This is a genomic window from Neomoorella sulfitireducens (assembly GCF_024733845.1).
Lineage (GTDB): Bacteria > Bacillota > DSM-521 > Neomoorellales > Neomoorellaceae > Neomoorella > Neomoorella sulfitireducens.
On record NZ_JANRHG010000005.1, the window covers coordinates 14,889 to 39,956 of the forward strand.

The 25,068-nt window shown below is 60.5% G+C and carries 31 protein-coding genes; 1 reads left to right on the top strand and 30 read right to left on the bottom strand.

Annotation, left to right across the window (positions count from 1 at the left end; all coding sequences use genetic code 11):
* Positions 1-16: 16 nt before the first annotated feature.
* Both NWF31_RS06490 and NWF31_RS06495 read right to left on the bottom strand, forming a co-directional pair.
* Positions 17-790 carry a CheR family methyltransferase gene (locus NWF31_RS06490; protein ID WP_258359698.1) on the bottom strand — a complete coding sequence of 258 codons (774 nt, stop codon included), beginning with the start codon at positions 788-790 and terminating at the stop codon, positions 17-19.
* Positions 791-804: 14 nt separating this feature from the next.
* Positions 805-1,308, bottom strand: coding sequence for a chemotaxis protein CheD (locus NWF31_RS06495; RefSeq protein ID WP_258359699.1), 504 nt, complete (start codon positions 1,306-1,308; stop codon positions 805-807).
* Positions 1,309-1,412: 104 nt separating this feature from the next.
* Between NWF31_RS06495 and NWF31_RS06500 the strand changes: the two genes are divergently transcribed.
* A complete protein-coding gene (locus NWF31_RS06500) occupies positions 1,413-2,015 on the top strand; it encodes a tetratricopeptide repeat protein (RefSeq protein ID WP_258359700.1) in 603 nt (200 codons plus the stop codon).
* A gap of 7 nt (positions 2,016-2,022) precedes the next feature.
* Here NWF31_RS06500 and flgG read toward each other — a convergent pair whose 3' ends face one another.
* The 28 genes from flgG to fliF all read right to left on the bottom strand — a co-directional run bounded on the left by flgG (position 2,023) and on the right by fliF (position 24,922).
* On the bottom strand, positions 2,023-2,805 hold the full coding sequence (gene flgG, locus NWF31_RS06505) for a flagellar basal-body rod protein FlgG (RefSeq protein ID WP_258359701.1): 783 nt from the start codon (positions 2,803-2,805) through the stop codon (positions 2,023-2,025).
* Positions 2,806-2,875: 70 nt separating this feature from the next.
* The gene (locus NWF31_RS06510; protein ID WP_258359702.1) at positions 2,876-3,643 is read right to left on the bottom strand and encodes a flagellar hook-basal body protein; all 768 of its coding nucleotides are present in this window, start codon (positions 3,641-3,643) and stop codon (positions 2,876-2,878) included.
* Positions 3,644-3,706: 63 nt separating this feature from the next.
* Positions 3,707-4,090: an MltG/YceG/YrrL family protein gene (locus NWF31_RS06515; RefSeq protein ID WP_258359703.1), complete on the bottom strand. Its 384-nt coding sequence runs from the start codon at positions 4,088-4,090 to the stop codon at positions 3,707-3,709.
* 68 nt (positions 4,091-4,158) lie between these two features.
* Complete coding sequence (locus NWF31_RS06520) at positions 4,159-4,671, bottom strand: helix-turn-helix domain-containing protein (RefSeq protein ID WP_258359704.1); 513 nt, start codon at positions 4,669-4,671, stop codon at positions 4,159-4,161.
* Between the two features lie 9 nt (positions 4,672-4,680).
* Positions 4,681-5,439, bottom strand: coding sequence for a FliA/WhiG family RNA polymerase sigma factor (locus NWF31_RS06525; protein WP_258359705.1), 759 nt, complete (start codon positions 5,437-5,439; stop codon positions 4,681-4,683).
* The gene (locus NWF31_RS06530; RefSeq protein ID WP_258359706.1) at positions 5,429-6,103 is read right to left on the bottom strand and encodes a flagellar brake protein; all 675 of its coding nucleotides are present in this window, start codon (positions 6,101-6,103) and stop codon (positions 5,429-5,431) included. Before NWF31_RS06530 ends, NWF31_RS06525 begins: the two co-directional genes overlap by 11 nt.
* 12 nt (positions 6,104-6,115) lie before the next feature.
* Positions 6,116-6,940 carry a MinD/ParA family protein gene (locus NWF31_RS06535; protein ID WP_258359707.1) on the bottom strand — a complete coding sequence of 275 codons (825 nt, stop codon included), beginning with the start codon at positions 6,938-6,940 and terminating at the stop codon, positions 6,116-6,118.
* Positions 6,933-8,102, bottom strand: a complete 1,170-nt coding sequence (gene flhF / locus NWF31_RS06540; RefSeq protein ID WP_258359708.1) for a flagellar biosynthesis GTPase FlhF — start codon at positions 8,100-8,102, stop codon at positions 6,933-6,935. The genes NWF31_RS06535 and flhF overlap by 8 nt, the downstream gene beginning before the upstream one ends.
* On the bottom strand, positions 8,099-10,171 hold the full coding sequence (gene flhA, locus NWF31_RS06545; RefSeq protein WP_258359709.1) for a flagellar biosynthesis protein FlhA: 2,073 nt from the start codon (positions 10,169-10,171) through the stop codon (positions 8,099-8,101). Before flhA ends, flhF begins: the two co-directional genes overlap by 4 nt.
* 108 nt (positions 10,172-10,279) lie before the next feature.
* Positions 10,280-11,416 carry a flagellar biosynthesis protein FlhB gene (gene flhB, locus NWF31_RS06550; RefSeq protein ID WP_258359710.1) on the bottom strand — a complete coding sequence of 379 codons (1,137 nt, stop codon included), beginning with the start codon at positions 11,414-11,416 and terminating at the stop codon, positions 10,280-10,282.
* Entirely contained in the window at positions 11,416-12,183 is a 768-nt protein-coding gene (gene fliR / locus NWF31_RS06555; protein WP_258359711.1) for a flagellar biosynthetic protein FliR, read from the bottom strand. Before fliR ends, flhB begins: the two co-directional genes overlap by 1 nt.
* A gap of 57 nt (positions 12,184-12,240) precedes the next feature.
* Positions 12,241-12,510: a flagellar biosynthesis protein FliQ gene (gene fliQ / locus NWF31_RS06560; protein ID WP_258359712.1), complete on the bottom strand. Its 270-nt coding sequence runs from the start codon at positions 12,508-12,510 to the stop codon at positions 12,241-12,243.
* Positions 12,511-12,550: 40 nt separating this feature from the next.
* Entirely contained in the window at positions 12,551-13,213 is a 663-nt protein-coding gene (gene fliP / locus NWF31_RS06565) for a flagellar type III secretion system pore protein FliP (protein ID WP_258359713.1), read from the bottom strand.
* A complete protein-coding gene (locus NWF31_RS06570) occupies positions 13,203-13,613 on the bottom strand; it encodes a FliO/MopB family protein (protein WP_258359714.1) in 411 nt (136 codons plus the stop codon). The genes fliP and NWF31_RS06570 overlap by 11 nt, the downstream gene beginning before the upstream one ends.
* Positions 13,614-13,615: 2 nt before the next feature.
* Positions 13,616-13,993 (bottom strand): flagellar motor switch protein FliN, encoded by a 378-nt coding sequence (gene fliN, locus NWF31_RS06575; protein WP_258359715.1) that lies wholly within the window; start codon positions 13,991-13,993, stop codon positions 13,616-13,618.
* Positions 13,994-14,004: 11 nt separating this feature from the next.
* A complete protein-coding gene (locus NWF31_RS06580; RefSeq protein ID WP_258359716.1) occupies positions 14,005-14,469 on the bottom strand; it encodes a flagellar basal body-associated FliL family protein in 465 nt (154 codons plus the stop codon).
* 68 nt (positions 14,470-14,537) lie between these two features.
* Positions 14,538-15,272, bottom strand: a complete 735-nt coding sequence (locus NWF31_RS06585) for an OmpA family protein (protein WP_258359717.1) — start codon at positions 15,270-15,272, stop codon at positions 14,538-14,540.
* Between the two features lie 18 nt (positions 15,273-15,290).
* Entirely contained in the window at positions 15,291-16,106 is an 816-nt protein-coding gene (locus tag NWF31_RS06590) for a motility protein A (RefSeq protein ID WP_258359718.1), read from the bottom strand.
* Between the two features lie 3 nt (positions 16,107-16,109).
* A complete protein-coding gene (locus tag NWF31_RS06595; protein WP_258359719.1) occupies positions 16,110-16,319 on the bottom strand; it encodes a flagellar FlbD family protein in 210 nt (69 codons plus the stop codon).
* Between the two features lie 153 nt (positions 16,320-16,472).
* A complete protein-coding gene (locus NWF31_RS06600) occupies positions 16,473-17,258 on the bottom strand; it encodes a flagellar hook-basal body complex protein (RefSeq protein ID WP_258359720.1) in 786 nt (261 codons plus the stop codon).
* Positions 17,259-17,332: 74 nt separating this feature from the next.
* Positions 17,333-17,704 (bottom strand): TIGR02530 family flagellar biosynthesis protein, encoded by a 372-nt coding sequence (locus NWF31_RS06605; RefSeq protein WP_258359721.1) that lies wholly within the window; start codon positions 17,702-17,704, stop codon positions 17,333-17,335.
* 18 nt (positions 17,705-17,722) lie between these two features.
* On the bottom strand, positions 17,723-18,214 hold the full coding sequence (locus NWF31_RS06610) for a flagellar hook capping FlgD N-terminal domain-containing protein (protein WP_258359722.1): 492 nt from the start codon (positions 18,212-18,214) through the stop codon (positions 17,723-17,725).
* A gap of 57 nt (positions 18,215-18,271) precedes the next feature.
* Entirely contained in the window at positions 18,272-19,780 is a 1,509-nt protein-coding gene (locus NWF31_RS06615; protein ID WP_258359723.1) for a flagellar hook-length control protein FliK, read from the bottom strand.
* Positions 19,749-20,171: a flagellar export protein FliJ gene (gene fliJ / locus NWF31_RS06620; RefSeq protein WP_258359724.1), complete on the bottom strand. Its 423-nt coding sequence runs from the start codon at positions 20,169-20,171 to the stop codon at positions 19,749-19,751. Before fliJ ends, NWF31_RS06615 begins: the two co-directional genes overlap by 32 nt.
* A 32-nt stretch (positions 20,172-20,203) precedes the next feature.
* Complete coding sequence (fliI, locus tag NWF31_RS06625) at positions 20,204-21,514, bottom strand: flagellar protein export ATPase FliI (protein ID WP_340674360.1); 1,311 nt, start codon at positions 21,512-21,514, stop codon at positions 20,204-20,206.
* Positions 21,511-22,341: a FliH/SctL family protein gene (locus NWF31_RS06630; RefSeq protein WP_258359725.1), complete on the bottom strand. Its 831-nt coding sequence runs from the start codon at positions 22,339-22,341 to the stop codon at positions 21,511-21,513. The genes fliI and NWF31_RS06630 overlap by 4 nt, the downstream gene beginning before the upstream one ends.
* Entirely contained in the window at positions 22,325-23,332 is a 1,008-nt protein-coding gene (fliG, locus tag NWF31_RS06635) for a flagellar motor switch protein FliG (RefSeq protein ID WP_258359726.1), read from the bottom strand. The genes NWF31_RS06630 and fliG overlap by 17 nt, the downstream gene beginning before the upstream one ends.
* A gap of 12 nt (positions 23,333-23,344) precedes the next feature.
* A complete protein-coding gene (gene fliF / locus NWF31_RS06640) occupies positions 23,345-24,922 on the bottom strand; it encodes a flagellar basal-body MS-ring/collar protein FliF (protein ID WP_258359727.1) in 1,578 nt (525 codons plus the stop codon).
* Positions 24,923-25,068: the final 146 nt, after the last annotated feature.

Sequence of the window (25,068 nt, forward strand, 5' to 3'; positions counted from 1 at the left end):
GTAATCATTTAGCGGGTTAAGCCCCGGGGCGACGGTAAAACCACGGGGCGAGCTTGGTAAAGCCAAGCTCCCGGTAGTGAAAAAGGCTCTCCGTCGCCCCGATAAACAGGACGCCTCCCGGTGCCAGGGCCTGGTAAAACCGGCGGTAAAGCTCATCCTGGGTAGCGGTGGTAAAATAAATGACCACATTGCGGCACAGGATCAGGTGGTAGCCGCTGCCAAAGGGATCCTTCAGCAGGTCATGATGGAAAAAGTTGACCATGCCTTTAATCTTTTCTTTAAGGTAAAAGTTATCGCCTTCCTGCTGGAAATAGCGCTCCAGCCTTTCCCGGGTAACGGCCTGTACCGCCCGGCCGTGGTATACTCCCCGGCGGGCGGCGGCCAGGGCGCCGCTGTCTATATCGGTGGCATCAATCTGGTGGCGCCCGGCGGGGGCCAGTTCATCGAGTAAAATGGCGACCGAGTAAGGCTCCGGGCCGTCGGCGCAGGCAGCGCTCCAGACCTTAAGGTTTTTGTGGCGGGCCAGTAAATCCGGCAGGACCTCTTTTTCCAGCCGGGCAAAAATCTCCGGGTTGCGAAAAAACTCCGACACGTTAATGGTAATTTTATCGATAAAGCGTTGCCACTGCCGGCCGTCCTGGCTTAACAGGTGCAGGTAAGCGGCATAATCCGGTACCTGGAGCTGGGACATCAGGCTGTCAATACGCCTTTTGAGCTGGGGCTCTTTGTAACCATCGAGGTAAAGGCCAAAGCGCCGGTGAACCTGGCGCTTGAATTCGGCAAAATCCATCAGGTGCCTCCGTTTTATATTTTCTTTAACGGCCGTCCGATAGTGCGTATATGTACGTCGCCGTTCATCAAGTCAAAGATCATGGTACGGCCGTAATTGCCTCCCGTGTCGGCGCCGGTAATGGGGACCCCCAGCTCCTCCAGCACCTGCCGTACCATGGCCGTATTGCGCTGGCCTATGTTTAGCAGGGGAAGGTGCCGGTCGCCGGAAGTAAACATCTGGGCGCCGCCGGCAATTTTAGCCGTGATCTTGCTGCGACAGGCGCCACGGCTGAGCATTTCGGCCAGCATGTCCGGGATGGCCAGGTCGGCAAATTTCGCCCGGTTGACCCGGTCCTGGAACTGGCTGCTGTCGGGCAGCATGATGTGGGCCAGCCCTCCTATCCGGGTAGTCGGGTCATGGAGGGCTATGCCGACACAGGAACCCAGTCCCAGGGTGACCAGGCGGCGGGGGCTGCTGGCAACCTGCCACTCGGCTATACCGACTTTAACCTCTTCGGGATTGATCACGGCTTCCATGGACTTTCCTCTTCCGTTTTCTTTATTTTCAGCTTGGTTACATATTTTAGCACCGGGAGGGGCATAATACAATATATATTTAATTTAAGGTGGGAGGTCCTGCTATGCTTTACTGTTCCCGGTGCGGGCAAGCCCTGCCCCCGGGATGGCGGTACTGTCCCGGCTGTCTCCCCGAACATGCTAAAGAACCCCCCGGGAGCCAGGCAGGCTTTTTCCTGTTCCTGGGCAATTTTTCCCTGGCCCACCGGCGTCCCCAGCTGGCAGCCCTGTTTTACCGCGCCGCCTTTGAAACGGGCCGGGACAGCTGGGTAGACTGTTTCAACCTGGGATGCCGGGCCTGGCAACAGGGTGATGTCAACCGGGCTCTTGTTTTGTGGGAAACAAGTCTCCGTTTGAACCCCGGCAATTACCTGGCCCATTTTAACCTGGGTACATATTATCTCTATAACCGTAATTTAAGGGCCGCCCGCTACCATTTGACCCGGGTGCGCCGGCTCAGACCCGGTTTTGTAGAAGGGCGCATCAACCTGGGGACCACTTACCTGCTCCTGGGCCTTTTAGAAGCATCCCGGCAAGAATACGCCTTTGTCCTGGAGTGTATTCCCGGCCATCCAGGCGCCAGGCGCGGCCTGGCCCTGGTTAACAGGGTTGCGGCGATCGGGCACCGGTCACCGGAGAGGGCCGGTATCCAGGAACCCGGGGATTAAAGTGCCTTCATCGCCTCAGGTTGTTGGCCAGGTCCCACATTTCATCCGCAATTCGGACGGAACGGGAATTCAGCTCGTAGGCCCGCCGGGCCAGGAGCATCCCCGTTAACGATGCGGCCAGGTCGACGTTAGCCGCCTCCAGGTAACCGGAGCGGATGGTACCCAGGCCGGCCGTCCCGGGCCGGCCGGCGGCCGCCAAACCACTGGCGTCAGTTTCCCGGAAAAGGTTGTTACCGGCAGCCTCGAGCCCGGCCGGGTTGGGGACGTTATAGAGGTAAATCTCTCCCAGGACCCATGTCTCCCCTTCTACCGTCGCCGTTACGGTACCGTCGCCGGTTATGGTGACCTTTTCCGCCCCTTCCGGCAATGCGAAGGGGACATCAAGGTAGTAGCCGCCGGCGTTGACCAGGTATCCTTCACTATCGCGGTGAAAATTGCCGTCCCTGGTCAAGAACAGTTCCCCGCCCGGTCCATAGACGGCAAAAAAACCTTCTCCCTGGATGGCAAGGCTCAAGGGATCGCCGGTATGCACCAGGGACCCCTGGGTGAAGTCCCTGGTTGCGGCGGCCACTTTTACCCCCGTCCCGGGGGCCGGGGTTGCTGCCACATCCAGGGGCTGGTTGACGGGCATGCCAATTTCCTGGACCGGGCGGTAGACCAGGTCGGCAAATTCTACCCGGCCCCGTTTGTAGCCGGTGGTATTGACATTGGCCAGATCATTGGCCAGGCTATCTACCGCAAGCTGCTGGGTCCGCATCCCGCTGGCACCGCGCCAGAGCGCGCCGATCATTTTTCATATCCCTCCTTCAAGAATACGGCTTTGCCCGGGCCGGTATCTTTTTGCCCCGGCATTGACGGTTCTACCGTATACTCCCGACTTCATTGACGCTCTTGCCCAGGATCTGGTCGGCGGCCTGGATGGCCTTCTGGTTGGCTTCATAGGTCCTCAATACGGCAAGGATATCCACCATTTCCCGGGTGACATCGATATTGGCCTTTTCCAGCCACCCCTGCCGTACCTGGGAAGCGGCAACCGGCAAGGGCTGCACCCCCTGGGGCGCTATAAAAAGGTTATCGCCCCGGCGCTGCAGGAGAGGTAAATCCTGGGCGTTAAAAGTTACAATCCAGAGCCGGTCGACAACCTGGCCATCGATAATTACCTGCCCGTAGCTGTCTACCTTAAAGTTACTAGTGCCGGCGTAGACGGCGCCGTAATCTCCCAGGACGGGATAGCCTTCCTGGGTGACTAAAAAGCCGTTCGCATCCACCTGGAAGGAACCGCCGCGGGTATAGGCCTCGCTGCCCCCCGCCTGGACGGCAAAGAATGCCGGTGTACTTCCCGGATTGTCTATCAGGGCAAGGTCCGTGGTCCTGCCGGTCTCCTCCAGGGAGCCGGGGGTATAGCTGGTATGAATATCGTCAACCATCACCCCGGGACTGAAATAACCTACCGGGGCGCTGTGCCCTTTTTCCATGCGCTGGAGGAGCATCTCCGGAAACGAACGCAGGGTCGCCGTCTGGGCCTTAAAACCGCTGGTTGCGGCGTTGGCCAGGTTGTTGGCTATGACCTCCTGGCGCAGCTCCTGGACTACCATACCGGTAGTGGAAAGATATAACCCCCTTAACAATTGTTTTCCCTCCCTCCCGAAAATATTTCTGCTAACAGAGGCATTTAATGACGGTGATGCAAACTAACCGGTTAACCGCCTGATAATCTCCTTTATATCCCCGGCGGGGAGATAATAGGACCCGGCCTTGAGCTTCTGCTGTACGCCAAGGCGGCGCACCTCGGCTTCAAAGACGGCGGCGGCAGCTACACCTTCCTTTTCCAGGAGGGCGGCAATTTCCTCCAGGCCGGCCCCCGCCGGGACGGTGACCAGTATTTCTTCCCGTTTATCAGCGGGGGCAGCCGGCTGCACCCCGGCAGGCTGCTCTTTTAATCCCTGATCCTTCAAGGCTTCATCCCCGGGGGCAGGTGCAATGGGGACCACTTCTTCCCGGAAAACCATACCGTACCCGCGGGCGCGGGCAATAACCTCCTCCCTGGCCGGCTCATGCTGGAATATGAAGAGCATGATGCCAGCCAGGAAGAGGCCAAGCCCAAGGCCTAGGCCGAAGGGAGCCAGGAAGGCACCCTTTCTCTTTAACGCTTCAAGTTGATGATTAATGCGACTTCCCCCTTCCCCCGGCCAAACCGCCGCGCCAGGCTGTCGATGCTCTCGCCGGCGGCATAGGCCCGGCGAATTTGCTCCCGGACATCCGGCTCCTCCGCCCCGGTAACCGATGGCTTTCCGGCCCCGGCTGTTTCCACCGGCGTCCCGGCCGGCCTCCCTTGAAGGCCGGGGTTTGCCCCGGCCGCGTCTTCTCCCTCCAGGGCTGCCGCCAGGTAAGAACGGAAAGCCCCCGGGCTGGCTGCCGGGATGGCCAGCTCCTCCACCCGGGCAGCAAGGGCGGCAACCTCTTCCTGGAGGGCTTCCAGGCGTCCGGCCAGCTGTTCCCCGTTCCCGGGAGGACCGGGACGTTCCCGGTCTTGAGGTTCGTTATCCTTTGCCGGCCGGAGCCCCTGGCTTCCTTCCCCGGCCACCAGCATTTTCAGGGCGGGCAGGGCACTGAGGGCAATGAGTACGGCACCGGTAATCAAGAAGAAATATGCCATTCATACCACCTACATAAAATCGGCTAAATAACGGCGCAGGTTTAAGATTGCCCGGCCGTGGAGCTGGCAAACCCGGGATTCGGAGACGCCTAGAATTTTTCCGATTTCCTTTAAGGTCAGGCCCTCGTAATAGTACAGGGTGAGGACCAGGCGATCTTTATCGTTTAAATGCCTGATACCCTCTACCAGGGCGCGGCGAAGTTCATCCTGTTCATAACACCCCTCCGGATCCGGGCTCTGGGGGTCGGCCAGCAATTCCGCCCGGCTAACCCCCTCTTCCCCGTCCCGTTCAAAAAGGAAGTCTTCCAGGGAAAGGACGGCCATCTGGGAACCCCGCTCCAGCAGCTCCCTGAGCTCCTCTACCGTTATCCCTGCCGCCGCCGCCACCGCTGCATCGCTTATCTCCCTTCCCTGCTCCTGCTCCAGGCGGCGGTAAACCATGCTTACCCGGCGCAGTTTTTCCACCAGGGTGCGGGGTGCCCAGTGGGACTGGCGCAGGGCATCGAGGATGGCCCCGCGGATACGCTGGGAAGCAAAGCTTTCAAAGTTAACACCCCGGGATGGGTCATAACGATCAATGGCCTCCAGCAGCCCGATTATGCCGTAGCCGATCAGGTCTTCCTGGTCCAGGTGCTGGGGCGGTTTTACTGCCAGGCGGCCTGCATGATATTTCACCAGGGGGAGATACTTGAGAACCAGTTCCCGGCGCCCGACCTCTTCCTTGCCGGCAAGGTAGGCGGCCCACATGGAGCTGTCCTTAACTGCCACTTTCCCTCTCCCCCCGGCGCCTTTTTTCTTCCAGCAACCGCTGGAAAACAAAGGCCACAATCTCGTCTTCCTGCCTCTCGCTGATGCCTTCAAAGGCCACACCGGCTTCATAACGTGTCACGCCGTCTATCTCCCGCGGGGCCGCGCGCTTGACGCGCCCGGCCAGGCGCATGGGTAAACGGCGGCGGCCGGGCAGGTGGAACTCCATGTAAATAAGGTCGCCCACAGCAACCGGTTCCCGGAGAACCAGCTGTGCCCCGCCGCCGCTTATATCCACCGTTACCCCCTTTTTATGGAGCCTGGTTGGCCGGGCGGGCCCGTCGGTCGCTGGACAGACGGCATAGCGAAATTCCAGGGCCGCCCTGACCCGTACATGGGAACGCACCTGGAGGCGCCGGTAATCGTCCGGGTAGGCCAGGTAATAAAGGGGGGGATCCCCCGGCAGGTATCGCCGGACAGTGGTAGTGAACTCATAGCGGGCATCCAGCCGGTTGCAGGTAACCTCAACAGCATCTCCCGGCGCCAGGACCAGTTCGCTGCTTGCCGGCGCAAGGACGGCAAAGCCGTCTTGTCCTACATCCTGGATAATGGTGCGCAGGTCTTTACGACCGGGATTTTTAATGATAATAGGCATGTTTATCATAATAAAGTTGAGCCCGGCCATGATATCCCCCTCCTATCTTCCCAGCAGGCGGCCCAGGCGCTGCCAGAAACCCTGGCCCCGGCCTGCCGGCAATTCCCCGCCCTGGAACCTGGCAGCCGCTTCTTCCAGGGCCAGGGTCGCAGGGCAGCGGGGATATAGCTCGCTGAAGGGCTGCTGGCGCCTTACCGCCTGGCCTACCCGGGGATCCTCGGGTATGATCCCCAGGAGGGGCAGTTCCAGGTGTAAAAACCGGCGGCAGGCACCCTGGAGCCGCCCGGCGGCCTCCTGCCCTTCCAGATTGCTGGCAGCCCGGTTAATGAGGAGATGCATCTTTACCCCCAGGCGCTGCAGTCCTTTGATCAAACCGTAGGCATCGGTTATGGAAGTAGGTTCCGGCGTGGCTACCACCAGGGCTTCCCCGGCAGCAGCCGCAAAAGTGAAAACCGCCCGCGATATCCCGGCGCCGGAATCGACCAGGATGATATCAACCTGCCCGGCCAGGGTCGCCAGGCCCTGGAGGAGCCTTTCCCGGTCCCCGGGGGCCAGCTCGGCCAGTTCCTGGAAGCCCGAGGCTCCCGGCACCAGGAGCAGGTCGTGGGGGCCGTGGACAACCACTTCTTCTATAGTGCATTGCCCCCCGGCGACTTCCTTCAGGCTGTAACGGGGTACCAGGCCCATCAGGATGTCCACATTGGCCAGTCCCAGGTCGGCGTCAAAGAGGAGGGTCCGCCGTCCCTGGCGGGCCAGGATCAGGCCCAGGTTGACGGCAATATTGGTCTTGCCCACGCCGCCTTTACCACTGGCAATGGCAACCACCCGCGACCGCCCTTCCGCCCGTCCGGCTACTAGTTTACGCAACCTGCCCGCCTGATCCATCTTCTGCCACCGCTTCCCAGATACGCCTGGCCAGGAGGTGGGGATCGGCCGCTTCAAGGTCATCCGGCACGTCCTGGCCGGTAGATATGTAAGCCAGGGGTACACCCGCAGCTGCGGCTGCAGGGAATATTACCCCCGGGCAGCTCGTCTCGTCGATCTTGGTGAAAATAAGCCGGCTGTAGTTAAGGCAGCGGAAGTTTTCCAAGGCCTGGAGCAAGTCCCGGCGCCTGGTGGCGCAGCTCAACACCAGGTATACTTCCCGCCCGGGAACGACCTCCAGGAATCCCCGCGTTTCCGCCAGCATGGCCTTGTTCTCCGGCGCCCGCCCGGCCGTATCGATTAAAACTACGTCGCAGTGCTCCAGGTTTTCCAGGGAAGTGCGCAGTTCCCGCGGCGTCATGGCCACTTCCAGGGGCAAGCCCATAATTTCGGCATAGGTTTTGAGCTGGTCTACGGCCCCGATACGGTAAGTATCCAGGGTTACCAGGCCGACCTTGCGCCCTTCATAAAGGCTGTAGCGGGCTGCTATCTTGGCCAGGGTAGTCGTCTTACCCACACCGGTGGGGCCGGTAAAGGCCTGGACCCGCTGCCGCGAGGGACCAGCTATATGCCCGCTCAAGCGGTCCGCCAGCCGGCTGCGAATTATTTCGGCAATAATTTCTTCCCCGGCAGTCCCTTCGATGCCGTTTAACAGGAAAGCCACTAGATCTTCCTCCAGCTCCTGGGCCAGCAGGCGCCGGCGTAAGGCCGCCAGCTGTTCCGGCACCGGAGCGCTGCCGGGCCGGATCAAGCGGTTGAGGGCGGCTTTGATGTCGGCCAGTTCCCGCTGGAGGGTATCCAGGCCGGGGTGGCCGTTGTTACCGCTCCCGCCCGTACCGGCCGCCCCGGCCGGTATCCCCGCTGCCCGGCCGGCTGCGCCCGGCAGGGATGCCCTGCCGGGCGGGACCTCCCCCTGGACTAAGGGCCTTCCCGTAGCCTCTTCCAGGGCTGCCGTTACTTCCAGGCGGGGGGGTAAAAATAAGCCCTTGAGGCCCGGGTGGCGTACCCGGCGGGTAGCCACAATAACCGCCTCGGGTCCCAGATCGCGGCGGATGGCCAGGTAGGCTTCCTGCATATCGCGGGCAAGATAGCGTTTAATCTTCACACTAAGTTCACCGCCTCCACGGCCTCGATTTCCAGGCCGGGTTCCAGTTCGTTATAAGCCAGGACCGGTACATAAGGTAAGGAACGCTGGAGGAGCCGCCGCAGGGGCAGGCGGATCCTGGCCGAGCATAAGATCACCGGCTGGACGCCGCCGGCGGCAGCTTTCTCCACGGCCCGTCCCAGCCTGCTTAGAAGTTCCCGGCCCTCCTCCGGGGCCAGGGCCGGGAAATTGCCCTGGGAGGTGGGCTGGATGGCTTCCGCCAGCTTCTGCTCCAGCTGGGGATAGAGGGTAATGGCCGTGAGCCTGCCCTCCCGGGCGTACTGGCGGCTTATGGTGCGGCTCAAGGCCTGGCGCGCCGCCCCGAGCAGGTAATCCGGCTCCCGGCTGGTACGGGCGGCATCGGCCAGGGCCTCCAGGATGCTGACCAGGTCCCGGATGGGCACCTGTTCCTGGAGCAGGCCGGCCAGGACCTTCTGTACCTCCCCTACCGTCAGGAGGTTGGGCACCAGCTCTTCAACCACTGCCGGGTTATTTTCCTTGATCTTGTCAAGGAGCTCCCGCGTTTCCTGGCGGCCCATGAGCTCGGCGGCATGGGCCTTGATGAATTCCGTCAGGTGGGTAATGAGGACGGTGGCGGCGTCAACGACGGTAAAACCGGCCAGCTCCACTTCCTGGCGCCTGGCCCCCGGCACCCACCAGGCCGCAAGGCCGAAGGTGGGTTCCCGGGTAGGTATACCCTCCGGCGGCCCTTCATTCCCGGCGGGGTTCATGGCCAGGAGATAGCCGGGTTTAATCTCTCCCCGGGCCGCCTCCACACCCCGCAGCTTAAAGACATAGCCGTGGGGAGGCAGCTGGAGGTTATCGCGAATGCGAATTGGCCGGACGTAGATGCCCATCTCGGTGGCGCACTGGCGCCTTACCGCCGCCAGCCGGTCCAGCAGGTCGCCGCCTTCGGTTTCATCGGCCAGGGGGATGAGGCCGTAGCCGATTTCCACCTCCAGGGGGTCTACCTGGAAAAGGCTCAAGACATTCTCCGGCTGGCGCTGGGAAGCCTTCTGGACGGCGGCCGTCTCCTGCCGGCGCTGGCCCTGCAACCTTTCCTCCCTGGCCAGGCTATAGGCGGCATAACCGACCCCGCCGGCCATAATAAAGAAGGTCAGGTGGGGCATCCCCGGCAAAAGGCCCAGCAGGAACAGGACGACCGCCACCAGCCCGGCGATCCGGGGAAAGCCCGTTAGCTGGCGGATTACCTCCTTGCCAAAGCTGTCTGCCGCCCCGGAGCGGGTCACCAGGATACCGGTACCGGTGGAAACCATGAGGGCCGGCAGCTGGGTCACCAGGCCGTCGCCGATGGTCAGGCGAGTATAGGTCTGCAGGGCATCCATAAAAGGCATCCCCAGCTGCCACACACCGATAGCCAGTCCCCCGAGGATGTTGATGGCCGTGATGATGAGGCCGGCAATGGCATCCCCCCGGACGAATTTGCTGGCACCGTCCATGGCCCCGTAAAAATCGGCTTCCCGCTGGAGTTCCCGCCGCTTGGCCCGGGCCTCGTCCTCGGTCAACAGGCCGGCATTGAGGTCGGCGTCGATGCTCATCTGCTTGCCGGGCATGGCGTCCAGGGTAAAGCGGGCCGCGACCTCGGCCACCCGCTGGGCACCGTTGGTTATGACGATAAACTGGATGATGGTAATAATGAGGAATATGACAAAGCCGACGATATAATTACCCCGGACCACAAAACTGCCGAAGGTTTCGATCACTTCCCCGGCATCGGCCCGGCTCAAAATAAGCCTGGTGGAGGAGATATTAAGGGACAGGCGGAACAGGGTTACCACCAGCAGGAGGGACGGGAATACGGAAAAGTCCAGGCTGCGGGAGACGAACATGGTGGTAAGGAGGATAACCATGCTGATGCCCATGCTCATGATGAGCAGGAAGTTCATCACCCCGGGGCTTACGGGAATAACAATGAGGACGACTATTCCCAGGACCAGGGCCGCCACCAAAATATCGTTGTACGGGGTAAGGCGCCGCAGGGCGCCCAGCAGGCCGGTATTTGCCGCCATAGAGCAGTTTTTCCTCCGTATGCTTACTGGCTCATCCGAAAATCGGGTTTTATCGCTATAAATTGGCACCCTGGGGCCTGGATGGTACAGGCTCCAGGCTAAATGCCCCTACAACTTCCCCCGCAGGCGGTAGATCTGGGCCAGGATTTCCGCCACCGCCTGGTAGAGGGCCACCGGGATCTCCTGGCCCAGCTCCACCTGGCGGTACAGGGCCCGGGCTACCGGCGGGTTTTCAACAACGGGAACGTTATGCCGGCGGGCTACGTCCTTGATACGCTCGGCAATGCTCCCCGCCCCCTTGGCCACCACCCGCGGCGCTCCCTCCGTTTCCCGGTAACGCAGGGCTACGGCCAGGTGCACAGGGTTGGTGATGACCACGGTGGCTTCGGGCACGGCGTGCATCATGCGGTGCCGGGCGAGGCGCCTCTGTTTCTCCCGCAGGCGCGAACGTACCAGGGGGTCGCCCTCCATCTGTTTCAATTCTTCTTTAACTTCCTGCCTGGTCATCCGTATATTGCGTTGAAACTCGCGCCGCTGGAAGATATAGTCGGCTGCCGCTAGGCCTAAAAATACGGCCATGGCCCCCAGGCCCACCCGGAAGATAATCCGGCCCGCCAGTTCCAGGGTTTCGGGGAAACCCATGTCTACGGTCATCAACAAGCGGCCAAACTGCCCCTTGACCAGGAGCCAGACCACCAGGCTAACTATTACAACCTTGCCCAGGCTTTTGACCAGTTCCATGAGGGCGCGGCGGGAAAAGAAGCGCTGCAACCCCTTCACCGGGTCCAGGTTTTCCAGGCGCGGCTTTATGGGTTCCAGGGAAAAAATGAAACCCGTCTGGGCAAAATTGGCCGCCAGGCCTACAGTTGCCGCCAGCAGGAGCAGGGGGGCCAGGAGAATACCCGCCTTAAAGGCAATCTCGCTGACCATGGCCAGGAAGACTCCCCCGTCCAGGTCGTGCCTCCAGCCCTCCTGGATAAGGGTGCTGATGAGGCCCGCCATCTCCACGTAAAAGGTTTCCCGCCGCCAGTAGAGATAAATAATACTCGCCAGCAGCACCAGGGCCGCGCTCAGGTCGTTGCTCCGGGCAACCTGGCCCTTGCGGCGTACCTCCTGGATACGGTGGGGGGTGGCCTCCTCGGTCTTTTCTTCGGCAAAGAGCTGCAGGTTGATACAGGGTGCTGCCAGCCCTGCAACATGCCGCCCGGGCCCGCAGGTTTTACCGGTAAAATACCGTCTTTCCATCAGCGCGGCCAGCTCCGCAGCAGCAGGGCCAGGTCATGTTCCATCTGGCCGAAAATATTGCGAAACACCGTAACCAGCAAAGGCAGTACGGCGATTAAGGCCAGCAGTCCCAGGCCGATTTTTAAAGGAAATCCGAGGATAAAGACATTTAACTGGGGCACCGTCCTGGCAATTAAACTTAAAGCCAGGTCGGCAATGAGAATGACGACGATTACCGGGACGGCCATACGCACCGCCAGGCTGAACATGCCGGTGAAGAGCTTGACCACGGCCCAGGTTATATTGCCGTCAAAATGCACTCCTCCCAGGGGCAGGAGGCGAAAACTCTCCTGCAGGGCCAGGAGCAGGGTATGGTGGCCGTCCACCTGGAAAAAAAGGAGCAGGCCCAGGATGGTAAAAAACTGGCCCATTACAGTAGTTGTAGCTGCGTTCTGGGGGTCGAAGAGGGTGGCCATCCCCAGGCCCATATGGATGTCCAGGAGCTGCCCGGCCACCTGGACGGCGCTCAGGAACAGGCCGGCCAAATAGCCCAGGGCCATGCCGGCCAGGGCTTCGTTGAGTACGGCCAGGGCATAAGCCCCGGCGCCGGTGAAGGCCGGCTGCCCGGCCGGAAGCACCGGAAAAATGAGCACGGCTACCAGCACCCCCAGGCCGGCCTTGACCGGGACCGGCACACCGCGGATGCCGAAAAACGGCGCCGTCACAAAAAAGGATGCGGCCCGTACCACTACCAGGAAAAAAAACTCTGCCTGGTTCAGGTAGCTCATAGTACCCCTTCCTTGTAGATCAACTGCCCGGTCTTCCTATTCCCCGGCGCCCGGCAACTACTTTACCAGGGCGGCCAGGTTGCCGAATATTTCGGTGGTGAACCGGATCAGGGTGTTGAGCATCCATGAGCCCAGGAGCAGGAGCCCCAGGATAACGGCAACAATCTTGGGTACAAAGGTCAAGGTTTGTTCCTGGATCTGGGTAGTGGCCTGGAGGATGCTAATGGCCACGCCTACTACCAGGCTTAGGCCCAGGGCCGGTGCCGCCAGCATGAGGGCGGTGGTCAGGGCTTCCCTGGCCAGGTGAATGACAAACTCCTGGGTCACTTTATCTCCCCCCTTTGCTTGTTCCCGTCCATGACCGGCCTTAAAAACTCTCCAGCAGGGATTTAACTACCAGGTACCAGCCGTCCACCAGGACAAATAGCATGAGTTTAAAGGGCAGGGAGATCATCACCGGCGGTACCATAAACATGCCCATGGCCATCAACGTGCTGGCAATTACCAGGTCGATAATGAGAAAAGGAATATAGATCAAAAAGCCCATCTGGAAGGCCGTCTTCAATTCGCTGATAACAAAGGCCGGGATAAGGACATGCATGGGTATGTCGTCACGGGTGCGGGGCTGTTCCATTCCCGACATGTGTACAAATAAGGCCAGGTCTTTTTCCCGCGTCTGGCGGTACATGAATTCCCGCACCGGTTTGGCCCCGGCATCCAGGGCCTGCTCCCGGGTAATCTGCCCGGCCAGGTAAGGGTCAACAGCCTGGGTCTTTACCTGGCTGTATACCGGCGCCATGATGAAAAAGGTCAGGAACAGGGCCAGGCCGATAAGCACCTGGTTAGGCGGCGTCTGCTGGGTGGCCATGGCGCTGCGCACGAAGGACAGGACGATGATTATCCGGGTAAAGGAAGTCATAAGGAGCAGGATGGCCGGTACCAGGGCCAGTACCGTCAGCAGCACCAGGATCCTGACGGTATCTGCCAGTTGCCGGGGATCGGTGGCCTGGATTAAACTGTTAATTTCCATGGCCTTTAAACCTCTGCCACGTCGACAACCATGCAGCTAATACTCCCCCGGGATGGGACTGGCCCGGCAGCTCCTTTTCCTTCTCCTCCAGGGACCGGAGGGGGTAAACCGTTACTTCCCTTCCCGTCGCCACCGCCGCCGGGTAATCAGGTAGCTCCGCCAGGAAGACCGGGGCGCCTTCCCCCAGGCCGATCAGGAAATGCCTGTCACCGCAACGGACTACCGCCAGGCCACTTTTACTGCTTAAAGGTAGCCTTTCAACCAGTTCCAGCTGTCCCGGCCCTACGTTCCTGCCCGCAGCCCGGCCCATACCCAGGCGGAGGGTAACATAGGCAAGGCCCAGGACCAGGGGTAAAAAGATTACCAGTCGCAGTAAAGCCAGGACAAACTCGCGGTCCATATTCAGTCCTGCCCTTCTTCTTCCTTAACTTCTGCCAGGTTGTTGATCCTGACGCCGAAGACATCGTTAATAACCACCACCTCTCCCGTTGCCAAGGGGATACCGTTGACCCGGACTTCCACCGCCTCGCCGGCCAGCTTGTTGAGGGTGATGACCGACCCTTCCTTCAGCTCAAGGATTTCCCTGACCGAAAGGCGCGTCCGGCCCAGCTCCGCCACCAGGCGTAAAGGAACATCAGCGATGCGGTCAAAGCCGGCCTTTACCCTGGCTACCGGGGCCTGCTGCAGGGGTGCAAAGCGGGCCTTTTCAATACGCGGCCGGTCGGCGCCGGCAGCCATGGCCTCCAAAAGCTTCTGGATTTCATCGTCCGTTAAGGGCATAACTTATTCTCCTACTGGATGATAAATTCTTCAAAATAAAGGGCTTCCACCTGGCCGCCGACAAGCTGCGCATTCACGGCCGTTAAAAGCTCCCGCTTCAGGGCGTCCTCATTCTGCAGGTCATCGGTTTTCTTGCTGCGCAGCACCGAAATAAGGGTGTCGCGGACCCGGTAAACTTTTTCGTTGAGTTCGGCAGTCAACTTCGCATTGCCGTACTCCAGGGTAATTGTTGTCCGCAGGTAGCGGCGCAGGCCCGGATCGGCCAGGTTGACAACAATGGGCTCCAGGCTCATTTTCTGCATGATCGCCGTTTCTTGCCTGCTGGTCGGCGACGACGCGTTTACGCCCTTGCTGCCGCCGAAAAAAAAGTAGTAGATGTAACCCCCGCTTAAAAGGAGGGTTAACACGAGCAGGGCAATAGTTAACCAGGGCCGGCCCTGCTTCTCTTTTTTCACCGTTTCGTCTTTAGGGGGCATTGCTCCACCTCTTCCTTAACTGCAACTGTTTCCCCGCAGCCTTACCGGATCTGCAAGGGAGGCGTATTTTACCGGCCGTTATTCATCCCCAGCAGCAATACTACACGCCGGTTTTCCGCCATATGCTCCGGGGTATCGTTGGGATAAAGGGGACGGTATTCACCGTAGCCTATGGCGACAAAACGCTCCGGCTGCAGGTGGTGTTCCTCAATAAAATAGCGCACCACCCTGGCCGCCCGGGCCGTGGATAACTCCCAGTTAGAGGGGAACTGGATGGTACGGATGGGGCGGTTGTCGGTATAACCTTCCACGCGCACTTCATTGGGGAGGCGCACCAAAAGCTCCGCCAGTTTGTCCAGCAGCCTGACGGCTTCAGGCTTTAAATCGGCCTTGCCGGAATCAAAGAGGATGCGTTCCTTGATGTCCAGGGCAATGCCCTGTTCCTCGTAACGTACTTCGACCATAGCCTCCAGGCCGCTTTCCGCCAGGAAGTTTTTAACCGCCTGGTAGGTCTCCATCAGTTCCCTGGCCCTAGCCAGGGCGGCAGCCGCCTCCGGGGTATCAATATCCTGCGGGAATTCGAAGGGCGCCGGCTCCGTTTCCACAACCGGCGACACACCTCCATCCAGGATCCCTATTCCCTGGTAGGAGGCAATAAACTGCTGGAATTTTTGCTGGCTCAAAACAGAAAAGGAAAATAGAAGAACGAAAAAAACCAGCAGCAGGGTCATAAGGTCGGAGTATGTAACCATCCACGCCGGCGCGCCCTCTTCTGCCTTCTTTTGCTTTTTTATTACGGCCACTGCCAAACCTTCCCCCTCTTATAGCCGCTGGCGGAATACTTCTTCACCGGCAACCACTGCTTCACCTGCCGGCCGGTGGGCCGAGTTGGCCGGCAGGAAGGAACGCAGGCGTTCTTCCAGGATGCGCGGGTTGACCCCGGACTGGATGGAGATAATGCCTTCCAGCATCATCTGGTGCAGCATCATCTCCTGCTCGCTGCGCAGGCCAAGCTTCCCGGCCAGGGGGATGAAGATCATATAGGCCATTATGGCACCGTAAAAGGTGGTGATCAGGGCCAGGGCCATGCTGGGGCCCAGGGCTTCCGGATTGTCCAGCCTGGCCAGCATCTGCACCAGTCCCATGAGGGTACCGATGAGACCAAAGGCCGGAGCGAGATTCCCCCAGGTTTTGAAAATGCTCTGGCCTATTTCATGGCGGCGGGCCATGTAGGCCATGTCTGTTTCCAGGATCCCCCTGATCATTTCCGGTTCCATGGCATCAACCATCATCTGGATCCCTTTGCGGAAAAAAGGGTCCTCCAGGCGGCCGGCGTCATCCTCCAGAGCCAGCAGGCCCTCCCGGCGCGCCTTACGGGCCAGTTCGCCGAAAAGTTCAATGAGCTCCTCCGGCTCCATACTTTTAGTGGTAAAGGCCTGTTTTACCGTCCCAAAGACGTTTTTCACTTCCTGCAAACTGAAGTTTATTAATACGGCGGCAAAGGATCCCCCCACCGTCACCATTAGAGATGGGACGTTCCAAAAGAGCTTGGGGTTTCCGCCCATGACCAGGGCCCCACCCATGAGGCCGATGCCGGCGATAATCCCCACCACGGTCATGAAATCAATGCGCCGCAACCTTTATTTCACCTCATCTTTGGAACTATCCGGCCGGAAAACCCTGCGCCGGTACGCGATAACCCTGGCTATTATTTCATCTACCGACTGGCTTACTAAAACCTTTTTGCCACTGGTAAGGGTAATCACCGTTTCGGGAACACTTTCGATGCGCTCGATAAGCTCGGCATTAAGGACCACTTCCCGTTTATCCAGGGTGGTGACCTTGATCATCCTCTGCCGCCCTCCTTCACAAATATAGCTTCCTGACATGATACCTTCCGGCCGGTATTTATCCCCGCCGGGCCTCCGGTAAAAAACCACCTTTAGCCCGCGGGGATACCGGCCTCCCCGGGGAACTCCCCGGCAACTAACTTCTCCCGGGGATTAACGCTTCAGGTTCACCAGCTCCTGGAGCATCTCATCGGAAACGGTGATGGTCCGGGCGTTGGCCTGGAAGCCGCGCTCGGTGATGATCATCTCGGTAAACTCCAGGGCCAGCTCCACGTTGGACATCTCCAGGGCCGAGGGGATGATGGTGGTGTTAGGAAAATTAGTATCACCCGCCACTCCTTCAATTGCCGTACCGGCTCCCGCTGCTGCAGCATATAGATTGCTTCCTATTTTCTCCAATCCCGGAGGGTTGGGAAATTTAACCAATTTTATCTGAAAAGATTGCGTCCCATCTACATATACATTGCCGTACTTATCTATGCTGTAACTAGTAGCACTTGTACCGATGTTTATGCCATTGCCGCCGGAATCCTGTACTATTAAACCGTCAGGAGTAACCAGATTGCCCTCGCTATCAAAATGAAAATTTCCCGCGCGGGTATAATAAACATTTCCACCTACATCTTTAACCTCAAAGAACCCGTCTCCCTGGATCATCAAATCCGTCCCGTTGTTGGTGGAAGCAGCAGCGCCCTGGGTGTGAATGACATCAATGCTATTCAGGGTGACACCCAGGCCGATTTGCTGGGGGTTAGTACCACCAATGTCATTACTACCGGCTGCTCCACCCCTGAGGGTCTGGTAGAAGACGTCTTTAAAGGTCACGGCGCTGCGCTTGAAGCCCACGGTGTTGACGTTGGCGATATTATCGCCGATGACGTCCATACGCAGCTGGTGGGTGCGCAACCCGGATACAGCGGAAAAGAGTGAACGCATCATGGTAAATTCCCCCTTTCTGTACGGGCCGCCTCTGTCGGTCAGCGGCCCCGGGCCTCCCCCCCGGGGGTCCGGCCCTATAACAATACGGCGCTGTCGATATTGGTAAAGACGTTATCCCGCAGTTCCTGCCTGGTGGCCGCCGTGATGACCGTGCGGTTTTTGATGCTTACAACCAGGGCCAGGTCGTCCAGCAGGACCAGGGATTCCCGGGCGCCTTTAACGGCGGCCTTATCAACGCCCTGCTCTAGGCGGGCCATCTGCTCCGGCGAGAGGTTTATCTGCCGGCTTTCCAGGCGCTCGCTGGCATGACGGGAAAACTTCAAGCCCGCCAGTTTTTCATTGAGGATGGTACGGAAATCCTGGCCCGGCCACGACCCGTTCGCCGGCGTCTTGCCCGCCGGGGCGGCCGGCTGTCTAATAAAAACCTGCCCCTCGATGCGGTTCAAAGGCCATCACCTGCCTCCTTAAGCACCAAAACTCCCCGGACCGGCCGCCTCGCCGGCAGTGGCGCTACCCGCCGCATCTCCCGGCAGCGCCACTTCCACCACCGCCTCCAAAGGTACCCGCAGTCCCCCGACCAGGAGCATGATGCCATCCCCCGTCCAGGTGATTTTACTGACCGTTCCCGTCAGGGTCCGGTCGTCAACTACGGCCGTCACCTCTTTGCCCATCATGCTTACCGCCTGGAGCATCATGCTTTCCACCTGGAGCATCATGCTCTGCTGCAAATCCTGCCGCAGGAGGTTAAAACTCTCGTTAAGGTTATACATCTGCTCCAGGGCAGTGAACTGGGCCATCTGGGCGATAAACTCGGTGTCGCTCATGGGATTTAAAGGATCCTGGTTGCTCAGCTGGGCCGCCAGGAGCTTCAAGAAATCATTTTTACTCAACCCTCCGGTCGCAGTCACCCCGGTTGTCATCCCGGTTCCGGCTGCCGTAACGCCGCTGATGTTCACCGTGATCCCTCCTTCATGGCTTAAAACCCCGTATTTTCCCGGGCTTCTTTGAATAGACTATGCCAGGTAATCCAGCCGGTAGGTGGAAAGAGGGATTATTTCCCTTGCCTCCTGCCCCGCCCCGCCGGGCGTTCCCCGTCGCCAACCAGGCAAGTCCCGGCCGTAGGAGCCGCCTTCCCCGGCTTGAAAACCGCTACCGGGGCCTTCGCCGCCCACCTGCACCTGGACCTGGTCCAGGTGTAAACCCTGCTGGGCTACGGCCAGGCGCATTTCCGGCACCGCCGCTCGCAGGGCCCGGGCGGCCTCATTGTTCTCTACCAGCAGGTGGAGGACCAGCCGCCCCCCTTCCAGGATGGCCCTGAGCTTCATATTTCCCAGGCTTTCCGGCTGGAGCCGGATTTCTATTTCCTGCTGCCTCCCGGACCGGCTCATCCGGGCCGCCGCCATAGTTGCAGCGACAACATCCGTCAGGTTGCCCACCGGTAACCCCGTCCCGCCGGCCTGCCCCCCGTTAGCCGGGAAATTAAAGAGGTGGCTTCCCTGGCCGGCCCTCACCCTTTCATTGACGGCTATCTCCGGCCCGCCGGCAGTCCCGGTTCCCCCCGGTTCGCCGGCAGGGCTTCTACCGGCATCGCCGCCGGCCAGATTAAAGGTCCCATGGCCGGCATGATTGCCGCCCCGGCTCCCTCCTGCCTGTACTTCGTCTTCTTTGAACCGGACCTGCTGACCTTCTACCATCCCCCGGGGGAGAATATCCCCGCCGGTGTCCTTTCTACGGGGCAAGGCCTCTAATTTAGCGTCTTTGAGGAGTTTGCCTTCCTTCCCGGCCGCAGGAACACCTGCCGCCACGATGGTTAACCCCATCCCATCTCCTCCGGAAGTGTCGGCAGCATTTTCTTTACCGGTCGCTCCTGCCCCGGCCAACGCGGCCGGGCCGGCGGCAGCATCCCCGGGGCCGTCGGATTTCAGGACCGGTAAAAGATCGCCGGCCTGCACCCGGCTTAAGGGATTGGCCCCACCCGCCGGCACCTCCAGGCCCGCAGGTATGCCGTTCCCGGGCCGGCTGCCCCCGGCGGCCTGCACCATGCCGGCAACCGCCTCAACCTCACTGGGGGTCATGGACCCGGCGACTGCCTTTGCGGTCTCCTGTGCTGCCGCCGGGGTTTTCTCCCCCTGGCTGTACTTCGTCACCGCCCGTCCCTGGCCTTCACCGTTTTCTCCCTGTTCCGGACCGCCGGCCCGGCAGGCTCCCTCCTCCCCTGATCCGGCAGCAGGGCAACCCCTGCCTGAATTCAAGCTGGCTGCCGTATTAACCTCGTCCCCGCCGGGCATTTGGCGGCAATCATCCCGGCCGGATAGTTCTTTCCCGGCGGTAAACCGCATCGAGCCCGGCCGGTGCATCAAGCCGGCCAGGTAAAGGGCAAAATCGTTCTCGCCTGAAGGCCGGCCGCGTCCCCGGACCAGTGCTCCCCGGCTCCCGGTATTTGCTACTACCTGTACGGTCATCTTTTCACCCCCTTTCAACGATGTATATTTATAGATGACGGCGGCTACCTGCCGCTTCATCTACCTGCTTTTGTTCCTCCCGGGCCAGTTCGTAGCGATAGGCAACAAGCTGGCGCTCGCGCAGGCGGTCCAGGACCTTCCTCTCCCGCATGACCGCCTGCACCTGGTCGCATTTCTCCTTTACGGCCATGTGCGCCCGGGCCACCCTTTCCCGCTGGCCGGCAATGCGGCCTTCCAGGGCTTCCAGCAGCGCCGCCTCCCGGAGCAAATCACCGGCCGCCAGTTCCCCCTGGACGACCCCGCAGCTGTCCCGCAACCGGCGGTAATGCTCCAGGCGCTCTTCTTCCTCTTCCTGGCGGCGGCGGGCAACGGCCAGCTGCAGCTTGAGCTGTTCTTCCATGGATGTTTTATAGGATCGCACCCGTTCCAGGGAAAAACGAAAAGGAGTCACCGGTAAACACCTCCGTAACGAGGCATTATCCGTCAGCTAAACAGGGATGCCAGCCCGGCCAGGGTGGCGTCAAAATCATAGTACTCCCCTAAATCCTGGCGCAGGAATGACTTGATGGCGTCATAATACCGCAGCGCCGCGTCTACCCTGGGGTTGGAGCCGCGTTGATAAGCGCCAATCTCTATTAAATCCGCCGCCTCCTGGTAGGCAGCCAGGAGTTCCCGCAGGTATCCTGCCCGCTCCTGCTGTTCCCTGGAGGTAATCTCCGGCATGAGGCGGCTGGTACTCGCCAGGACGTCAATCGCCGGGTAGTGGTTACCGGCCGCCAGCTTCCGGGAAAGAACGATGTGGCCGTCCAGGAGACCGCGCACGGTGTCGGCCACCGGCTCGTTCATGTCATCGCCTTCCACCAGCACCGTGTACAGGCCGGTGATGGAACCCCTGGCCCCGTTGCCCGCCCTTTCTACCAGCCGGGGCAGGGAAGCAAAGACGGAAGGGGTATATCCCCGGGTAGCCGGCGGCTCGCCGATGGCCAGCCCCACCTCCCGCTGGGCAATGGCAAAGCGGGTAAGGGAGTCCATCATCAAGAGAACGTTCTTCCCCTGGTCGCGGAAATACTCGGCAATGGCCGTCGCCGTAAAGGCTCCTTTAATGCGGACCAGGGCCGGCCGGTCGGAGGTGGCGACTACTACCACGGACCGGGCCAGGCCTTCCGCCCCCAGGTCGCCTTCGATAAAGTCCCGTACCTCGCGGCCGCGCTCGCCGATGAGGGCGATGACGTTGATATCGGCAGTGCTGTGGCGGGCAATCATTCCCAGGAGGGTGCTCTTACCCACACCGCTGCCGGCGAAAATGCCCACCCGCTGGCCGCAGCCGCAGGTGAGGAGGGCGTCGATGGCCTTAACCCCGGTGGCCAGGACCTCTTTAATCCGCCGCCGCTCCAGGGGATGGGGCGGGGAATTGCTCACCGGCCGGAAATCCTCCCCGGCAAGGGGCCTCCCGTCCATGGGACGCCCCAGGCCATCCAGGACCCGGCCCATTAGTTCCTTCCCCACCGGGACGAGATGGCCCTGGCCGGCGGCCGTCACCCGGCACCCGGGACCGATGCCTTCCAGCTCCCCCAGGGGCATGAGGAGGGTCACTTCTTCCCGGAAGCCGACCACCTCGGCCACGACAGGGGCCGCGCCGTTATTATAAATATGGCACAGCTCCCCTATGGCGGCCTTGAGGCCGCGGGCTTCGATGGTAAGCCCCGTCACCCGGGTAACTTTACCGCCCCGGCGCCAGAGGCTGGCGGATGCCAGTTGCTGCCTGCAGGCCGCCAGGTCGAGGTTCGCGCTCACGGGCGCTCACCCCCCGGTAAAAAAGCCTCCCCCGCCGGTGCGGCGCCGGCAGTACAGGCGTCCTGCCGGAAGATTTTCTTCAGTTCCTCCATCTGGGTGTCTATAGCGGCGTCGATAAAGCCGTTTTCCGTCTCGACCCGGCAGCCGCCCCCCTTAAAGGCCGGGTCGGCGATTACCTGGAGCCGCGCCCCCGGCGCCGCTTCCGCCAGGAGCTCGGCCCGGCGCTGGCGGATAGCACCGGCTGCCTCCGGGGAGGCATAAATTATGTAATTTTGGCCTTCGGCCACCTGGCGGATTGCCTGGCGGGCCATTTCTACCACCAGGTCCGGCCGCAGCTCTATCTCCCGGCCAATTATCTTACCGGCGATGGCCAGGGCCAGCTCGATAATATCGCCTTCAGCAGCGCTGATGGTCTCCTGGTAAACCCGGCGCGCCTCCTGCAGGACCTGCCGGGCTTCCTCCCGGGCGGCTTCCGCCTCCCGGCGGATGCGCAGGGCTTCTTCCTCCGCCTGGGCCAGGCCTTCCCGGTAGCCCCTGGCTTCCCCGGCGGCCCGCCCCTCTTCCAGGACCTTTTGCCGCTCCTCAAAGGCGGCATCCTTAATGGCATCCGCCTCCCGGCGGGCCTGCTCCAGGATGGCGGCCGCCCTTTCCCGGGCGGCGGCCTCTTCCATCGCGCCGGCTTTAGCCGCGGCCCCGTCACCCGGATTGCCGGTATCCTGCCCTTCTCCGGGTCTTTTAGCAGGAACGGCCTGCAGGGGGCGCAGGGGTATTATCCTCTCTCCCCGCCCCGGCCCTGCTTCTTTAAGTACCCTAGACCACAATGGCATCTTCACCACCCCGGGCGATGATAATCTCGCCAGCTTCATCTAAGCGACGGATGATCTGGACAATACGCTGCTGGGCTTCTTCTACATCCCGCAGGCGCGCCGGGCCCATATACTCGATATCCTCTTTGAGCATCTCGCCGGCCCGCTTGGAAAGGTTGCGGTAAATGCGGTTGGCCACTTCTTCGCTGGCCGCCTTGAGGGCCAGGGCCAGGTCTTTAAGGTCGACTTCCCTGAGAACCCGGCGAATGGAATTGTCGTCCAGGGTCAGGATATCTTCAAAGACAAACATGCGCTTGCGGATCTCGTCGGCCAGTTCAGGGTCATCTTGTTCCAGGGCTTCCAGGATGGTCCGCTCGGTGCTGCGGTCGGCCCGGTTCAAGATGTCCACCAGGCTTTTCAAACCACCGGCCACGGCAAAGTCCTGCTCCACCAGGGAGGACAGGCGCTGTTCCATGATGTTTTCCAGTTCCCGCAGGGTTTCCGGGGAAGCCCTTTCCATGAGGGCAATCCTCTTGGCAACGTCGGCCTGGATGTTATCCGGCAGGGCACCCAAAACTATAGCCGCCTGTTCCGGTTCCAGGTAGGCCAGGATCAGGGCTATGGTCTGGGGATGTTCGTTGTAAATAAAATTTACCAGCTGCTTGGGGTCGGCCTTGCGGATCACACTGAAAGGCCGGATTTTGGAAGTAGCCACTAGCTTTTTTATAATTTCCGCAGCCCGCGCCGGCCCCAGGGTTTTTTCCAGCACCTCGCGGGCATACTTTATCCCGCCCTGGAGGATGAACGTCTGGGCCTCATTGAGCTGCAGGAACTCATCGACAATCTGCTGCATGGTCGCCGGGTCGATAGAAGTAGTGTTGGCGATCTGGTAGGTAATGCGTTCAATTTCTTCCTGGCCCATTTGCTTTAAAATTAAAGACGATAGCTCCGGCCCGACGGCAATCAAAAAAATGGCTGCTTTTTCCAGGCCGGAAAGGGCTTTTCTCGCCAATCAAGCCACCCCTTAATCTTCAGCCAGCCAGGCCTTGACAAGCAAGGCGGCTTCCTCCGGACGCTGGCGGATGATATCCCGTAAGTGGTCCATTTTGGCCTTGCGCTCGGCTTCCTGGCGTTCTTTTTCTACGTCTACCGGTCCCGCCGGCTCGACTATCAAAGGTTCGACGGGGATACCGGCCCTCATGCCGGCCGTAACGGCCGCAGGGGGTAATCCTGCCTGTAAACCTCCCTGCCGCCGGCGGCGCAAGAAGAGGACCACCAGCACCGCCAGCAGGAGAAGGGCCGCCAGTCCCGCCCCTCCCCACAGTAAATATTGCCGGTACTGCTGCAGGCGCTGCTCCCGGGCTGCCATCTCCGCCGCCAGCTGCTGCTGCAAGGAGTCGTCAAAGGGTATGGGTTCAACGTTAATCTGATCCCCCCGGGCTGGGTCAAAACCGATAGCGGCGGTAACGATATTCTGGATCTGGGCCCTCAGGTCCGGGGTCACCGTGCCGTTGACGGCCACCGCCGTGGAAAGGCGCCTTACCTGGCCCGGGGCCACGATGGTGTGAGTCAGGGTCTGGTCAAGCTCATAGTTGTGGATAGTATCGGATTTATTGTAATTCCCCGTCGCCGGGTTAATGGCCTGGTATACCGGGGGCTGGGTGTTGGTCGCCGTCCCCGCCGCCCCTGCGGCGCCGCCGGTAGTACCCTCTTCCGTTTTAACCTGCTCGCTCCTCAGGGCGCCCTCCTTGCCCCACACCGTCTGGGTAATTTCCTGCTGGTCGAAGTTTAAGTCAGCGGTGACCATGGCCACGGCCTTACCCGGTCCCAGGATCTGGGTCAGCATGGCCTGCAGCCTTTGTTCCAGGTCCCTTTCATACTGCCTTTTCAGTTCCATCTGGACCTGCTGCTTCTGGCTTGAGGGTACCGCGTCACTGCCGGCCACACCTTCACTCAGCACGTTGCCGTACATATCAATGACGCGGATATTCTCCAGTTTGAGGCCGGCCACGCTGGCCGCCACCAGTTCCATGATGCCCTTGACCTGTTCCGGCTTTAAATTGGCCAGGGGTTTAAGTTTCAACATCACCGCCGCCGAAGGGGGCTGCCGTTCCTGTAAAAAGACGCTGGGCTGGGGGATAACCAGGTGTACCCGGGCGTCTTCCACTTCGTCCATGGCCACGATGGTCCGGCGCAGTTCTTCCTGGAGGGCACGCTGGTAATCCAGGTTGCGCTCAAAATCAGTCATACCCAGCTTGTTCTGGTCAAAGAGTTCAAACCCCCGGCCGCTGTTTAAAACCCCCGCGCTGGCCAGGTCCAGGCGTAGCTGGTAAAGCTGTCCTTTAGGCACCAGGATGGTCGACCCCTCGCCGGCCAGCTGGTAGGGCACCTTCATTTCCTTCAACTTTTCCACTACCGCCGCCGCGTCGCGCTGCTCCAGGTTGGTAAACAGGGGTGCGTACTGGGGCTTCAGCAGCCACTGCAGCAAAAAGGCGGCGCCCAGGAGGGCGGCTATGCTTACGGCCAGGAGGGCCGAACGCCTCCCAGGGGTTAACCCCTGCCAGAACCCCTTGATCCTGTCGAGAATATGTTTAAGCTTCATTTTGAGCTCCCGGAAAGCGATAATGCTTTGCTAACCATAACTACTATCACGGGCGGGAAAAACGCTCCCCTTACCCGCCTGATTTGCGCGGCAAGCCGCAGCATTCCCGCAGGCCATCAAAAACCTGCCGCGCCGGCGGCTGCGTC

Bases quoted from the DNA above. Each gene is read 5' to 3' on its own strand.
- NWF31_RS06520 (WP_258359704.1), bottom strand. From the start codon at position 4,671: ATGGCATATTTCTTCTTGATTACCGGTGCCGTACTCATTGCCCTCAGT.
- fliP (WP_258359713.1), bottom strand. From the start codon at position 13,213: ATGGAAATTAACAGTTTAATCCAGGCCACCGATCCCCGGCAACTGGCA.
- NWF31_RS06530 (WP_258359706.1), bottom strand. From the start codon at position 6,103: ATGGCCGGGCTCAACTTTATTATGATAAACATGCCTATTATCATTAAA.
- flgG (WP_258359701.1), bottom strand. From the start codon at position 2,805: ATGATCGGCGCGCTCTGGCGCGGTGCCAGCGGGATGCGGACCCAGCAG.
- NWF31_RS06500 (WP_258359700.1), top strand. From the start codon at position 1,413: ATGCTTTACTGTTCCCGGTGCGGGCAAGCCCTGCCCCCGGGATGGCGG.
- NWF31_RS06580 (WP_258359716.1), bottom strand. From the start codon at position 14,469: ATGCCCCCTAAAGACGAAACGGTGAAAAAAGAGAAGCAGGGCCGGCCC.
- NWF31_RS06615 (WP_258359723.1), bottom strand. From the start codon at position 19,780: ATGAAGCGGCAGGTAGCCGCCGTCATCTATAAATATACATCGTTGAAA.
- NWF31_RS06630 (WP_258359725.1), bottom strand. From the start codon at position 22,341: ATGCCATTGTGGTCTAGGGTACTTAAAGAAGCAGGGCCGGGGCGGGGA.
- fliR (WP_258359711.1), bottom strand. From the start codon at position 12,183: ATGAGCTACCTGAACCAGGCAGAGTTTTTTTTCCTGGTAGTGGTACGG.
- NWF31_RS06515 (WP_258359703.1), bottom strand. From the start codon at position 4,090: ATGCTCTTCATATTCCAGCATGAGCCGGCCAGGGAGGAGGTTATTGCC.
- fliN (WP_258359715.1), bottom strand. From the start codon at position 13,993: ATGCCCTTAACGGACGATGAAATCCAGAAGCTTTTGGAGGCCATGGCT.
- NWF31_RS06595 (WP_258359719.1), bottom strand. From the start codon at position 16,319: ATGATCAAGGTCACCACCCTGGATAAACGGGAAGTGGTCCTTAATGCC.
- NWF31_RS06600 (WP_258359720.1), bottom strand. From the start codon at position 17,258: ATGATGCGTTCACTCTTTTCCGCTGTATCCGGGTTGCGCACCCACCAG.
- flhA (WP_258359709.1), bottom strand. From the start codon at position 10,171: ATGGCGGCAAATACCGGCCTGCTGGGCGCCCTGCGGCGCCTTACCCCG.
- NWF31_RS06490 (WP_258359698.1), bottom strand. From the start codon at position 790: ATGGATTTTGCCGAATTCAAGCGCCAGGTTCACCGGCGCTTTGGCCTT.
- NWF31_RS06495 (WP_258359699.1), bottom strand. From the start codon at position 1,308: ATGGAAGCCGTGATCAATCCCGAAGAGGTTAAAGTCGGTATAGCCGAG.
- flhB (WP_258359710.1), bottom strand. From the start codon at position 11,416: ATGGAAAGACGGTATTTTACCGGTAAAACCTGCGGGCCCGGGCGGCAT.
- fliF (WP_258359727.1), bottom strand. From the start codon at position 24,922: ATGAAGCTTAAACATATTCTCGACAGGATCAAGGGGTTCTGGCAGGGG.
- NWF31_RS06570 (WP_258359714.1), bottom strand. From the start codon at position 13,613: ATGGACCGCGAGTTTGTCCTGGCTTTACTGCGACTGGTAATCTTTTTA.